The sequence below is a fragment of the Tatumella sp. JGM91 genome (assembly GCF_018257575.1).
Lineage (GTDB): Bacteria > Pseudomonadota > Gammaproteobacteria > Enterobacterales > Enterobacteriaceae > Tatumella > Tatumella punctata.
The window spans coordinates 52,023-65,034 of record NZ_JAERJP010000004.1 but is presented as its reverse complement, the minus strand read 5'-3'; the positions used below and the strand labels follow the sequence as shown (position 1 = coordinate 65,034).

General features: G+C 50.5%; 12 protein-coding genes and 3 tRNA genes. 11 read left to right on the top strand and 4 right to left on the bottom strand.

The annotated features are described in order from the left end of the window. The first annotated feature begins 45 nt into the window (after positions 1-45). Complete coding sequence (rnt, locus tag JK198_RS04000) at positions 46-735, top strand: ribonuclease T (RefSeq protein ID WP_212710082.1); 690 nt, start codon at positions 46-48, stop codon at positions 733-735. A 91-nt stretch (positions 736-826) separates the two neighbouring features. On the opposite strand, the gene JK198_RS03995 is transcribed toward rnt, so the two are convergent. Further along, complete coding sequence (locus tag JK198_RS03995; RefSeq protein ID WP_212706854.1) at positions 827-1,162, bottom strand: Grx4 family monothiol glutaredoxin; 336 nt, start codon at positions 1,160-1,162, stop codon at positions 827-829. A gap of 357 nt (positions 1,163-1,519) precedes the next feature. Here JK198_RS03995 and JK198_RS03990 point away from each other — a divergent pair, with 357 nt between their 5' ends. Continuing rightward, the gene (locus JK198_RS03990; protein WP_212706853.1) at positions 1,520-2,317 is read left to right on the top strand and encodes a C40 family peptidase; all 798 of its coding nucleotides are present in this window, start codon (positions 1,520-1,522) and stop codon (positions 2,315-2,317) included. A gap of 289 nt (positions 2,318-2,606) precedes the next feature. Here JK198_RS03990 and JK198_RS03985 read toward each other — a convergent pair whose 3' ends face one another. Next, entirely contained in the window at positions 2,607-2,696 is a 90-nt protein-coding gene (locus JK198_RS03985) for a YnhF family membrane protein (RefSeq protein ID WP_212706852.1), read from the bottom strand. 272 nt (positions 2,697-2,968) lie between these two features. Between JK198_RS03985 and purR the strand changes: the two genes are divergently transcribed. Then, positions 2,969-3,994 carry an HTH-type transcriptional repressor PurR gene (gene purR / locus JK198_RS03980; RefSeq protein ID WP_212706851.1) on the top strand — a complete coding sequence of 342 codons (1,026 nt, stop codon included), beginning with the start codon at positions 2,969-2,971 and terminating at the stop codon, positions 3,992-3,994. Here purR and punR read toward each other — a convergent pair. Further along, a complete protein-coding gene (gene punR, locus JK198_RS03975; RefSeq protein WP_212706850.1) occupies positions 3,991-4,902 on the bottom strand; it encodes a DNA-binding transcriptional activator PunR in 912 nt (303 codons plus the stop codon). The two genes, purR and punR, sit on opposite strands and share 4 nt — an antisense overlap. A 105-nt stretch (positions 4,903-5,007) precedes the next feature. On the opposite strand from punR, the gene punC reads away from it, so the two are divergent. Both punC and cfa read left to right on the top strand, forming a co-directional pair. Continuing rightward, positions 5,008-6,171: a purine nucleoside transporter PunC gene (punC, locus tag JK198_RS03970; protein WP_212706849.1), complete on the top strand. Its 1,164-nt coding sequence runs from the start codon at positions 5,008-5,010 to the stop codon at positions 6,169-6,171. Positions 6,172-6,485: 314 nt separating this feature from the next. Then, positions 6,486-7,634 (top strand): cyclopropane fatty acyl phospholipid synthase, encoded by a 1,149-nt coding sequence (cfa, locus tag JK198_RS03965; RefSeq protein WP_212706848.1) that lies wholly within the window; start codon positions 6,486-6,488, stop codon positions 7,632-7,634. A gap of 123 nt (positions 7,635-7,757) precedes the next feature. Here the strand turns inward: cfa and JK198_RS03960 are convergent, their stop codons facing one another. Then, positions 7,758-8,393, bottom strand: a complete 636-nt coding sequence (locus JK198_RS03960) for a riboflavin synthase subunit alpha (RefSeq protein WP_212710081.1) — start codon at positions 8,391-8,393, stop codon at positions 7,758-7,760. A 189-nt stretch (positions 8,394-8,582) separates the two neighbouring features. Between JK198_RS03960 and JK198_RS03955 the strand changes: the two genes are divergently transcribed. From JK198_RS03955 to treB, 6 genes are all read left to right on the top strand, one after another. Then, positions 8,583-9,956: an MATE family efflux transporter gene (locus JK198_RS03955; protein WP_212710080.1), complete on the top strand. Its 1,374-nt coding sequence runs from the start codon at positions 8,583-8,585 to the stop codon at positions 9,954-9,956. A gap of 154 nt (positions 9,957-10,110) precedes the next feature. Continuing rightward, positions 10,111-10,187: transfer RNA gene (locus JK198_RS03950), tRNA-Val, on the top strand. Between the two features lie 2 nt (positions 10,188-10,189). After that, a tRNA-Val gene (locus JK198_RS03945) sits at positions 10,190-10,266 on the top strand. A 9-nt stretch (positions 10,267-10,275) separates the two neighbouring features. Beyond that, positions 10,276-10,352: transfer RNA gene (locus tag JK198_RS03940), tRNA-Val, on the top strand. Between the two features lie 118 nt (positions 10,353-10,470). Continuing rightward, positions 10,471-11,427 carry a trehalose operon repressor TreR gene (gene treR / locus JK198_RS03935; protein ID WP_212706845.1) on the top strand — a complete coding sequence of 319 codons (957 nt, stop codon included), beginning with the start codon at positions 10,471-10,473 and terminating at the stop codon, positions 11,425-11,427. Between the two features lie 141 nt (positions 11,428-11,568). Continuing rightward, on the top strand, positions 11,569-13,011 hold the full coding sequence (gene treB / locus JK198_RS03930; protein WP_212710079.1) for a PTS trehalose transporter subunit IIBC: 1,443 nt from the start codon (positions 11,569-11,571) through the stop codon (positions 13,009-13,011). Position 13,012: the final 1 nt, after the last annotated feature.

The window sequence follows — 13,012 nt, the reverse complement described above, 5'->3', positions numbered from 1 at the left end:
TTTTTACGATACTACCCACTGCGCTTTTCGTCCAATGAGATACTGATGTCCGATATTTGTTCCCTGAATGCCCTGAACCAACGCTTTCGCGGTTTTTTTCCTGTGGTTATCGATGTCGAAACCGCCGGTTTCAATGCCGATACTGACGCATTGCTGGAAATAGCTGCGATTACCCTGAAAATGGATAGTGACGGCTGGTTACAGCCCGACCAGACACTGCACTTCAATGTTAACCCGTTTGAAGGTGCCCTGCTTCACCCTGAGGCTCTGGCATTTACCGGGATTAATCCTGATGACCCGCAACGTAACGGGGTAAGTGAGCATGATGCGTTACATGCTATTTTCAAAATGGTGCGTAAAGGGATGAAAGACAGTGACTGCGGACGGGCAGTGATTGTCGCCCACAATGCCCAGTTTGATCAAAGCTTTGTTATGGCGGCAGCCCGGCGCAGCAATCTGAAACGCAATCCTTTCCATCCGTTTGCCACTTTCGATACCGCAGCGCTCAGCGGACTGGTTCTCGGACAGACCGTACTTGCCAAAGCCTGTAAGGCCGCAGGTATGGAGTTTGACAGTCATCAGGCACACTCAGCCCTGTATGATACGCAACAGACAGCAACCCTGTTTTGTGAACTGGTTAACCGCTGGAAAAGGCTGGGAGGATGGCCATTAGCGACTGATACTGATGCTGATGCTGATGCTGAAAAAACACAGCACAGTTCACCGGTGTTGTAGATCTGACAGAGAACAGGCTGCCGCTTTCAGTTAGCAGCTGAAAAAATGCCCGCATCGGCCGGCGGGCATCGTTTTCAGTCACATCCGCGGTTTATTCCGCTGCAGGATATTTTTCAGCCGTTTCGTTAATCAGCTGTTGCAGTTCACCACGCTGATACATCTCGATAATAATATCACAACCACCGACTAATTCACCGTCCACCCATAATTGCGGAAAGGTTGGCCAGTTAGCATATTTCGGTAATTCGGCACGGATATCAGGATTCTGCAAAATGTCCACATAGGCAAAACGCTGGCCACAGGCAGAAAGCGCCTGCACCGCCTGGGCTGAAAAACCACAACTTGGCAGTTTTGGTGAACCTTTCATGTACAGCAGAATCGGGTTTTCTGAAATCTGCGTCTGAATTTTTTCAAGAGTGCTCATCATACTTCCTTCGGGACAAAACGACATGTCCGGTTATTGTAACGATATCAACCCGCGGGTGAAAACGACATTTTTCATCTTCCGTCGAAAAGATAATATCAGCGCCTTCAGGGTTAAATGATCTCTGTTGGGTAAAAACACGGATACCCGCGGTAAAAATACCGGTAAAAAGATGACTTAATTAACTGTTTACGCTCATTTTTACACCAAAAAACTTCTCGTAACAGATTACGGCAAAAAGACCTTAACATTTTATAAAAATCTGGATTAGAATGATTTTGGGGCTGGCTGAAAAGTCAGATGTTATTTTTTTAATCTTGTCCGCTTTTTTTCAGGACATTAACCTGTAACCTGACAACTATGCGTTTACTGACCACGCTTTTTATTCTGGCTGTAGCACAGCTTTTTTTTAATGTCGCAGAGGCTTCGCCACGTACTGCAATAAATGCTTCATTTCATAAATCAGCCAAAAAAGCGGTAACAGAAGATGCCCGCCGAAAAAGAAAACCACTGAAAACAGCCAGTACACGCCACAGAACCCGACAGCCCCTTATCCACCGGGTTAAGCATCTGACCAGCCCGCGTAAAGTCAGAGAGAGCCGCCCGAAAAAAGAATCACGTCGTATTGCGTTACATCGCACACCGGCACTCAGAAAATACGGTCACCAGCGCCAGATAGCCAAAAGGACCGCCGGCCGCCCTTCCGCGAAACTGGCTTCTATCCGCATGAGTAAACTGCACCGTGAACGCTATCAGAAAGCGCGTGCCATTGTGATGGTTAAATTAATGGATCAGTTAGGCAAGCCGTACCAGTGGGGCGGTTCCTCACCCCATACGGGCTTTGACTGCAGCGGGCTGGTTTATTATGCCTATAAAGACCTGGTAAACTTCAGAATTCCCCGTACTGCCAATGAAATGTACCATCTGCGTGATGCTGCACCGGTTAAACGCAACGATCTTGAGAAAGGTGATCTGGTATTCTTCCGTATCCACCGTGGCGGTGCGGCTGATCATGTGGGCGTTTATCTGGGCAATGGGAAATTCATTCAGTCACCACGCACCGGCAAGGATATCCAGATCAGCGCACTGAGTAACGAGTACTGGCAACAGCATTATATTGGTGCACGGCGGGTCGTAACCCCGAGCACAGTCCGCTAGTCTCCGCCCAGAGACTGAAAATCCCCCCCTGAATATCGCAGCACCGGTATTCAGGGGGGGATTTATGTCCGCTAACGCGGTGATTCCGTCAGGATCAGTAATACATAATATCTGAATAAATACACTTCCCTTAATACTGTAAAAAAATTCGTGCCCCGTAAAATAAAAAGCCGATACCCGCAACACGCCGGGTATCGGCTTCTCTGTCAGTAATGCTGCTTGCTACCCTTACTTTCCGGCTTTATACGTGCCTTTAGCGGGTAAACAGCCCTCTGCCGGTGCGAATACATTAATGCAGTATTGCGGTGAAACTGAACGTCGCAATCATCAGTAATGCAACGATAGTGGTGGTCAGCGCCAGCTTTAAATCCGTATCCATGACAGCTCCTATAGACACATAAAGTACAGGGTAATTATTATATTCCCACACTACTGCGCAAAAATCTCGTTTTATTCGCACAGCCTTGTTAGAATTACCGCTCTTTGTTGCGCAACCTTCCCTGTTTCCCCTTGTAAGGCACAGGCTTTTTTTACAGGTAATCCTTTACGGCCCCTCCTGGCAGCATCATTAGCGGCCTGATAAAACTGTAAAAACGCAAACGATTAACACACTTAAAATCAATAATTTAAAACACCAGGAGTTCTCAAGGAATGGCAACAATTAAAGATGTGGCGAAACGCGCCGGAGTCTCTACCACCACCGTTTCTCATGTCATTAATCAGACCCGTTTTGTTGCGGAAACGACCCGCAAAGCGGTTTGGGAAGCGATTAAAGAGTTGCATTACTCTCCCAGTGCCGTCGCCAGAAGTCTGAAGGTGAATAACACTAAGACGCTTGGTCTGCTGTCGACGTCTCTCGAAGCACCTTATTTCGCCGAGATTGTGGAAGCTATCGAAAAAAAATGTTTCGAACATGGCTATACCCTGATTCTGGGCAATGCGCATAACGACTTGCAGAAACAACGCGCTTATTTATCGATGATGGCGCGCAAACGTGTCGACGGGCTGCTGGTATTGTGTGCCGAATATCCACAGGAGTTGCTGGATATGCTGGAGGAGAACCGTAATATCCCAATGGTCGTTATGGACTGGGGAATGTCCCGTGGTGATTTTACTGATACCGTACTGGACAATGCTTTCCGTGGCGGTTACATGGCTGGCCGTTATCTGATTGAGCGCGGGCACCGTGATATCGGTTGTATTCCCGGCCAGATGGAGCGTAATACGGGAGGCGGCAGGCTGGCAGGATTTCTTAAAGCACTGGAGGAGGCAGGTATTACCCATTGTGAAGAATGGACTGTGCAGGGAGACTTTGAACCCGAATCCGGTTACCTGGCAATGCAAAAAATACTCGCTCAGCCGCGATTACCCACGGCGGTATTCTGTGGCGGCGATATTATGGCGATGGGGGCAATTTGTGCTGCCGATGAACAGGGCCTGCGTGTGCCACAGGATATATCGATCATTGGTTACGATAACGTGCGCAACGCGCGGTATTTTACCCCTGCCCTGACCACTATTCACCAGCCGAAAAGTGAGCTGGGCGAGAAAGCGCTGGATATGCTGCTGGATCGTATTGTGAATAAACGCGAAGAGCCGCAAACCATAGAAGTATACCCGTCACTGATTGAAAGACGATCGGTGGCCGATGGTCCGTTCCACGATTACCGTCGTTAACTACCGGTTTCACTCAGCCATTCCTGGTTAAGTGTCTGCGTATCACCAAGGTACTCAAGGAGCCAGCGTAATGCCGGAGAGCTTCTCTCTTCCGCCCAGCTGACGCAGCAGGGGCTTTCCGGAAACGGTGACGGCAGAGGAAGTTCCCTGACTTCTCCGACGTCCAGCAGTGGTCTGGCGAGATGCCCCGGTACCATAGCAACACATAATCCTGCCCTGACACAATCCAGCCCCGTTTGCCAGTCCGGCACCGTCATCCGCTGCTGGTTATCCAGGGTCCAGGTAATGCGGCGCGGTAATTCCCTTGAGGTGTCTTCCAACAGTAATGATGGCCATGCCCGTAATTGTTCCTCGCGCGGCCGGGCTTCAGCCGCCAGAGGGTGCCCGGCGCTGACAATACACCGCCAGTTAAGTCGTCCCATATCACGGAATGCAAAACGCCCGGTGACAGGGATCGCCTGGGTCGCTCCGATAGCCATATCCACCCGTCCTCCGGCCAGCGCATCCCAGACACCGTTAAAAACTTCTTCGCTGACGTGCAATTCTATATCCGGAAAGTGCCGGTAAAAATCGATAATCAACTGCTGCATTCTGCCCCGCCTGACGACACAGTCCACCGCAATACTTACCTGCCCGCGCCAGCCGTTCGCCAGTTGCTGGCATTGGCGCCGGGTTTCCTGCATTTTTTTGATAATCCCCCGGCATTCACGAACATAGTGCTCACCGGCGGCAGTCAGCACCACATCACGGTGCTGGCGATCAAACAATTGCACTGCCAGCCAGTCTTCCTGCTGTTTTACTGTATAACTTATTGCCGAGGGTACCCGGTGCAGTTCACGTGCCGCGGCACTGAAACTGCCATTCCTTGCGACGGCATCTATCACTTCCAGGGAATATTCAGACCACATGATTACCTTTCAATTTTTTTCACAGATAATTGCAAATATTAACGGTTCACAACTCTCTGTGCACCCTTTTAAACTCTGTGCCAATTTTTGTGATAAGGAACAGTAATGCGGCATCCGATATTTTTTTTAGTTTATCTGTCATTACTCAGCATGCTGGGTTTTCTGGCTACAGATATGTACCTGCCAGCTTTCGGTGCAATGAAACAGGACCTCGCGACCAATGCCGGGATAATCAGCGCCAGTCTGAGTCTGTTCCTGGCCGGATTTGCCTGTGCGCAGTTATTCTGGGGCCCCCTGTCTGACAGAATAGGCAGAAAACCGGTACTGATCTGCGGACTGGCTGTTTTTGCCGCCGGATGCCTGGCGATGTTATGGGTACGCTCAGCGGAAGTATTACTGGGGTTGCGTTTTATTCAGGCCCTCGGGGTCTGTGCCGCGGCAGTCAGCTGGCAGTCGCTGGTGGTTGACTATTATCCCGCCTCAGGTCGTCAGAAGATTTTTGCCACAGTTATGCCCATGGTTGCCTTATCTCCGGCCCTCGCCCCGCTGCTGGGCTCATGGTTGCTGGCCCATTATCACTGGCGTTCAATATTTTTGCTACTTATGCTGCTTACCCTGTGGCTGATAATTTGTACGCTGCGTCTCCCTGCGGTTCCGGCCACTGAACAGCCGCCTGCTGCGCGACAGCCTGAACCGGTTTCCTTCCGCCGACTGCTGGCCAGTCGCGGTTACAGTGGTAATGTGCTTATTTATGCCGCCTGCTCTGCCAGTTTTTTTGCCTGGCTGACCGGTTCACCTTTTATCCTGAGTGATCTCGGACTGTCACCGGCTGATATCGGTCTGAGCTATATTCCTCAGACACTGACTTTTCTGATAGGCGGGTTTGGCTGTCGTGCGCTGCTGAATCATTTCAGTGGCCGGCAACTGCTGCCCTGGCTGCTTGCCCTCTATTCCCTGAGTATTATCACTGTGACGCTGGTCAGTTTTTTTACCTCTCCGGGCCTGCTGACGTTACTGTTACCTTTCTGTGGTATGGCAATGGCTAATGGTGCGATTTATCCGATAGTGGTGTCGGCCGCTTTACAGATTTTCCCGACCGCCAGTGGTAAAGCCGCTGCGCTGCAAAATGCGCTGCAATTGGGACTGTGTTTCCTGTTCAGCCTGCTGGTCTCTTCGCATTTGTCACAGCCCCTGCTAACCACCACCTCGGTGATGGCCGTTACTGTGCTGCTGGCCATCGCCGGTTACCGTCTGCAACAGAAATCGTAACCCGCCTTTCACCCGCCCCCACCTGGTGGCGGGTTAATTTTTTCTTCACAATTAGCAACCTAACCGTAAACCATTGAACATTCAGCTTGCCAGGCATATAATCACCCCGGTAACAAATATTCACTATAAGTTGCAGGCATATTGTGACCGGTTTTGATTGTGCTATTCAGGCACAACCGCATTTTTCGATATTTACTAGATCCTCTGTTTTGTCTTTACTTATAAGTGCACGTTTTTTGTGAGTTTACTCACGGACCAGTGAAAGTCAGCTATTCTTTCCTCAGGTTCAAAATAGAACAGGTGATATAAAGCGTATGAGTTCATCATGTGTAGCAGAAGTTAGCCTTAAGGAAAATAATTGGTACCGCATTGCCAATGAAATGCTGTCGATGGCCGATATTGCTATCAATGGCGACCGTCCATGGGATATTCAGGTTAAAAACTCTGATTTTTTTAAACGCGTCTTGCAGGAAGGCTCTCTGGGACTTGGTGAGAGTTATATGGATGGCTGGTGGGAATGTGAACGGCTTGACCAGTTTTTTTATCGGGTACTGAAATATAAACTCGATAAACAATTACCACATCATTTCAAAGACACACTTCGTATTGCTACTGCCCGCCTTAAAAATCTTCAGTCCAAAAAACGCGCCTGGATTGTCGGTAAAGAACATTATGATCTGGGTAATGATCTGTTCAGTCTGATGCTGGATCCTTTTATGCAGTATTCCTGCGGTTACTGGAAAGAGGCAACCACTCTGGACGCCGCACAGGAAGCTAAACTGGACATGATTTGCCGTAAATTGCAGTTAAAGCCGGGGATGACTTTACTCGACATTGGCTGCGGCTGGGGCGGATTATCTGAGTTTGCTGCCCGTCGTTACGGTGTCAGTGTGCATGGCGTCACCATTTCTGCTGAACAGCAAAAAATGGCCCGGCAACGGTGCGAAGGCCTGGACGTCACTATCCTGTTACAAGACTATCGTGATCTTAATCTGAGTTTTGACCGGATTGTGTCTGTCGGGATGTTTGAGCATGTCGGCCCGAAAAACTATGCCACCTACTTCGATGTGGTTTCACGCAACCTGAAACCTGACGGACTTTTTTTACTGCATACTATCGGATCTAACCATACCGATTTAAATGTTGACCCGTGGATTGATAAATATATATTCCCGAATGGTTGTCTGCCGTCAGTGATGCATATCGCTCAGACCAGCGAACCGCATTTTGTGATGGAAGACTGGCATAATATTGGTGTGGACTATGACCGGACACTGATGGCGTGGTACGAACGTTTTCTCGCCAGCTGGCCACAGCTTGAAAATAACTATGATCAGCGTTTTAAACGTATGTTTAGTTATTACCTGAATGCCTGCGCCGGTGCCTTCCGTGCCAGGGATATCCAGTTATGGCAGGTCGTTTTCAGCCGCGGCATTGATGGCGGATTACGGGTAGCCCGTTAAGTCTTCACTGGCTCGTCTTAGAATAAAGCCCGCCGGTTGGTCGTGACAGCCGGCGGGCTTTTTACAGGAACATCGTTCAGCGAGGCACCTGTTGTCAGACAAGGCCGATAAAATAACGACGGCTTATACCTTCGCTTCTGTGGTTGCCATTTCGCGAGCTGCCAGTACCCGTTCGACCGTATCAATTACCGCCTGAGTTTGCGGATCAATTTCGATATTCACACGGTCGCCGACCTTTTTCTGACCCAGTAACGTGCGTTGCAGTGTTTCAGGGATCAGGTGTACACAGAACTTGTTCGCTACCACATCCCCTATTGTCAGGCTGCAGCCATCAATACCGACAAAACCTTTATGTAAAATATACTTGATCAGCGCACTGTCCTGCAGCCTGAACCAGATTTCACGGTTATTTTCGGATTGTATTATTTTCGATATTTCGGCTGTGGTCATGATATGACCCGACATCAGGTGACCACCTATTTCATCGGAAAATTTTGCAGCACGCTCAATATTCACCCGGCTTCCCGGCGTGATATCACCCAGATTGGTGATACGCAATGTTTCTTTAATCAGATCAAAGCTGACCAGATCATCATGTATAGCAGTGACGGTCAGGCAACAACCGTTGTGCGCAACAGAAGCCCCAATCTCCAGGCCTTCCAGCCATTGTGAAGGAAACCTCAGTGTGTGGGTTCGGAATAACGGTTTTTCATCGACCGCGACGACTTCTGCCGTCCCCTGCACAATACCTGTAAACATAGTTAATCTCCCTGAATATTTTCCGCAGAGTAACACAACACTGGCAGGCTGTTTATCCATTAATGGGGCTTTATTATTGCAAAAATAGTTTGAATTCACCGGTTGCTAAGTTTTCAGACCCCGCTACACTAGTCGCCAATAAGGATATCTCTCCTCTTCTATTCCCTTTGTTATTTTACAGGTGTATTCGTGCAGAAGTATTTTACTGAGGCGCGTCAGCTCCTTGGGCTCGCTATTCCGGTTATTCTGGCCCAGGTCGCGCAAACAGCGATGGGCTTTGTTGATACGATTATGGCAGGTTCCGTCAGTGCCACGGATATGGCGGCGGTGGCTATTGGTACCTCAATCTGGTTGCCGGTGATCCTGTTCGGCCAGGGGTTATTGCTGGCCCTGACCCCCACGGTTGCCCAGCTGAATGGCTCTGGCCGCCGGAACAAAATTATTTATCAGGTGCACCAGGCTTTCTGGCTGGCTATCGGGCTGGCTATCCTGACGATTATCCTGTTATGGAATGCCGGTTTGTTATTGCGGCATATGCCTGATATTGACCCGTCACTGGCGGATAAAGCCGAACGTTACCTGCACGCATTAATGTGGGGGGCTCCGGGGTATCTGCTGTTTCAGGTATTGCGTAACCAGTGTGAAGGCCTGTCTAAAACCAAACCGGGCATGGTACTGGGATTTATCGGCCTGTTATGTAATATCCCCCTCAACTATATCTTTATTTACGGTCATTTCGGTATGCCCGCCCTCGGTGGTGTTGGCTGTGGTGTGGCCACGGCGACTGTTTACTGGGTCATGTTCCTGGTGATGCGCTACTGGGTGAACCGGATGCCAGTGATGAAAGATATTAACCACCTGACCCGCCGTTCAGCTCCGGACCTGCAAATCCTGAAGCGGTTATTCGCACTGGGATTACCGGTGGCATTAGCACTGTTTTTTGAGGTGACATTATTTGCGGTCGTGGCCTTACTGGTTTCTCCGCTGGGGATTGTGGATGTCGCAGGTCACCAGATCGCCCTGAATTTCAGCTCCATGATGTTTGTCCTGCCGATGTCGATGGGGGTTGCCGCGACTATCCGTGTCGGATACCGCTTAGGTCAGGGGGATACGGAACAGGCAAAAATTGCGGCCTGGACCGCCCAGGCGGTGGGGTTATGTCTTGCCTGTATTACAGCCCTGGGAACAGTCGTCTTCCGTCATAAAATTGCTCTGCTGTATAATGACGATCCGCTGGTGGTTATGCTGGCCGCCCACCTGATGTTTCTGGCGGCTATTTATCAGTTTTCTGACAGTGTTCAGGTTATCGGCAGCGGTATTTTACGCGGTTACAAAGATACCCGGTCGATCTTCTTTATTACCCTGGTGTCCTACTGGGTACTTGGGCTACCGTTCGGTTATCTGCTGGCACTGACCGATATTCTGGTACCGCGTATGGGCCCTGCCGGATTCTGGTGTGGTTTTATCATCGGACTGACCGCCGCCGCACTGATGATGAGCTGGCGTATTCTGTGGGTACAGCGTCAGTCCGCTGCGGTGATACTGCGCCGCGCGGCCCACTGATAGCAGCACCGGCGACGGTTTTTTCCGCGCCGGTGATTAAAAATAACCCGCTTCGCACAGTTGCTGTCCAGTCAGTCATAAAAAACCATTATTCTCCTTGCCAGCACCGTCCTGTGCCGCTAATATTCGTCCCGCTGTCAGCATGATAGCGAATGCGTTCTTAGCTCAGTTGGTTAGAGCACCACCTTGACATGGTGGGGGTCGGTGGTTCGAGTCCACTAGAACGCACCAGTGCGTCCGTAGCTCAGTTGGTTAGAGCACCACCTTGACATGGTGGGGGTCGGTGGTTCGAGTCCACTCGGACGCACCATTTCGTAATGCGTTCTTAGCTCAGTTGGTTAGAGCACCACCTTGACATGGTGGGGGTCGGTGGTTCGAGTCCACTAGAACGCACCATTCTGCTTTTCCTCTCTTGTTGTTCTGTTACTGATATCCCTTATTACTGTTATTTCGGTTACTATAACTCTTCGTCTGCCTGTCGGCGGGTCAACGGATTGCTTATGGAAACACAGTGATGTCAAAACGTCTGACGATTAAAGATATTGCCCGCCTCAGTGGCACCGGAAAATCAACCGTATCACGGGTGATTAATCAGCAGGGAGATGTCCACCCGCAAACGCGTCAGCGTATTGAAGCGGTGATTAAACAACACCAGTTTATTCCTTCACGTTCTGCACGGGCTATGCGGGTCAATGAAAGCCGGGTGATCGGCGTCATTCTTGCCAGACTCGACTCCGCCGCAGAAAATCAGGCCGTCAGTGCGATGCTTCCTCTGCTCTACCAGTATGGCTATGATGCTATGGTGCTGGAAAGCCGGTTCAGTACCACGAAAGTAACAGAACATCTGCAGGTCCTCGGGCAGCGGGAAGTCGATGGTGTGATCCTGTTTGGTTTCACCGGACTGACCACCGGGATGCTGGCTGGCTGGGAAAACAAACTGGTGCTGATGGTCCAGTCATGCCGCGGTTTTTCGTCGGTCTGCTACGATGACGCCGGAGCAGTCAACCTGCTTGCCAGTCACCTGCAGCAACTGGGACACCGCAACATCAGTTATCTCGGGGTCAATGAAGAGGATAAAACCACTGGCGGCGATCGTTATCGGGCCTATCTGTCGGCCTGCCAACAGCTGAAGCTGACCCCCCTTGCCGCACTCGGTTCTCTTGACTATCACAGCGGATATGACCTTGCCGCACAGGTCTGTACTGATGAGACCACGGCTGTGATTTGCGCAACCGACACCCTGGCGCTCGGTGTTTACAAGTATCTGCGGCAAAACCCGCAGAAAAATATTCAGGTGGCGGCTATCGGTAATACCCCTTTATTAGGCTTTTTGTTTCCTGATGTTGTCATGCTTGAGTTTGGTTACGCCACCGCCGGTAAACTGGCCGCAAGACAGCTGATTGCACATTTATCCCGCGCCGCCCCCGTCAGAAGCTTTCTGCTGAAAGGTAAACTCACCTCTGATTTCTGATGATAAATTGTACTGGTTTTGTGATCTGCCCTTAGTTCCGGGAACGTTCCCAACACTTTTTGCCACATTTTAATTATGCTGCTTATGACGGACCCACACTGCCGGAAAACTTTTCTATCAGGGAACCCATAAGGATGTGCCATGCGTGAAATTCAACAGCAGATTATTGATAAACTTATTAAATTCCTCGGAGGGCGAGACAATATTGTCAGTGCCACCCATTGTATTACCCGCCTGAGGCTGGTACTGAATGATCCCGCGCTGGCCAGTCCCTCAGGTCTGGAAACCCTGCCGATGGTCAAAGGCTGCTTTACCAATGCCGGACAGTTTCAGGTGGTGATCGGCCCGGAAGTTGATGACTACTACAAAGCAATGATGACAACCCTCGGTCTGACGGGCGCAGACCGTAGCCAACAGCGTGAAGCCGCCCGCAAAAATATGTCGATTGCTGAACGTGCCCTTTCGCATATTGCCGATATTTTCTTTCCGTTACTTCCGGCGCTAATCAGCGGCGGTCTGATCCTCGGTTTCCGTAATGTGATCGGCGACATCCCTTTCAGTGATGGTAATACCCTGGCCCAGTCATCTCAGGTCTGGCAGACCTTGTATGACCTGTTATGGTTACCCGGTGAAGCCATTTTTATGTTTTTGCCGGTCGCCGTCTGTTGGTCCACGGTGGTGAAAATGGACGGTACACCGATACTGGGTATTGTGCTCGGCATTACCCTTGTCTCTCCCCAACTGATGAACTCATATCAGCTGGGTCAGTCGGCAGCTGATACCTGGGATTTTGGCTGGTTCCTGGTAGAAAAAGTCGGGTATCAGGCCCAGGTCATCCCTTCCATACTGGCAGGTATGGCGCTGGCGATAATTGAACGCCAGTTACGGCGGGTGGTTCCTGTTTCCCTGAGCCTGGTAATTGTCCCTGTCACGGCATTACTGGTCGCGATCCCCCTGGCCCACGGTCTGATTGGCCCGTTCGGTCGCTTACTGGGAGACGGTGTTGCCAGCGTCGTGCAGCTGGCTATGACCGGCAGCTTTGCCCCTGTCGGTGCAGCATTGTTTGGCTTTTTATATGCCCCGCTGGTGATTACCGGGATCCATCAGACCACCCTTGCCATTGATATGCAGATGATCCAGAGCATGGGCGGTACCCCTGTCTGGCCGTTAATTGCCCTGTCGAATATTGCGCAGGCATCCGCGGTTCTGGCAATGATCATTATCCGCCGTTCACCGAAAGAACGTGCCGTGTCGGTACCTGCGGCAATCGCTGCTTACCTCGGGGTTACTGAACCCGCCATGTACGGGGTGAACCTTAAATTCCGTTATCCGATGCTGTGCGCAATGATTGGTTCCGCACTGGCAGCACTGTTTAGCGGTATGAATCAGGTTCTGGCTAACGGTATCGGCGTCGGTGGTTTACCCGGTATTTTGTCCATCCAGCCGAAATTCTGGGGCGTCTATGGGGTGTCAATACTGATCGCCATTATTGTCCCTCTGGTACTGACGTTTATCGTGGCGCGTTTCCATAGTGCATCCTCATCGGACACTTCCCCCGTCACTGACTCATCCGTAACTCACTAAC

Bases quoted from the DNA above. Each gene is read 5' to 3' on its own strand.
- rnt (WP_212710082.1), top strand. From the start codon at position 46: ATGTCCGATATTTGTTCCCTGAATGCCCTGAACCAACGCTTTCGCGGT.
- JK198_RS03995 (WP_212706854.1), bottom strand. From the start codon at position 1,162: ATGATGAGCACTCTTGAAAAAATTCAGACGCAGATTTCAGAAAACCCG.
- JK198_RS03990 (WP_212706853.1), top strand. From the start codon at position 1,520: ATGCGTTTACTGACCACGCTTTTTATTCTGGCTGTAGCACAGCTTTTT.
- JK198_RS03985 (WP_212706852.1), bottom strand. From the start codon at position 2,696: ATGGATACGGATTTAAAGCTGGCGCTGACCACCACTATCGTTGCATTA.
- purR (WP_212706851.1), top strand. From the start codon at position 2,969: ATGGCAACAATTAAAGATGTGGCGAAACGCGCCGGAGTCTCTACCACC.
- punR (WP_212706850.1), bottom strand. From the start codon at position 4,902: ATGTGGTCTGAATATTCCCTGGAAGTGATAGATGCCGTCGCAAGGAAT.
- punC (WP_212706849.1), top strand. From the start codon at position 5,008: ATGCGGCATCCGATATTTTTTTTAGTTTATCTGTCATTACTCAGCATG.
- cfa (WP_212706848.1), top strand. From the start codon at position 6,486: ATGAGTTCATCATGTGTAGCAGAAGTTAGCCTTAAGGAAAATAATTGG.
- JK198_RS03960 (WP_212710081.1), bottom strand. From the start codon at position 8,393: ATGTTTACAGGTATTGTGCAGGGGACGGCAGAAGTCGTCGCGGTCGAT.
- treR (WP_212706845.1), top strand. From the start codon at position 10,471: ATGTCAAAACGTCTGACGATTAAAGATATTGCCCGCCTCAGTGGCACC.
- treB (WP_212710079.1), top strand. From the start codon at position 11,569: ATGCGTGAAATTCAACAGCAGATTATTGATAAACTTATTAAATTCCTC.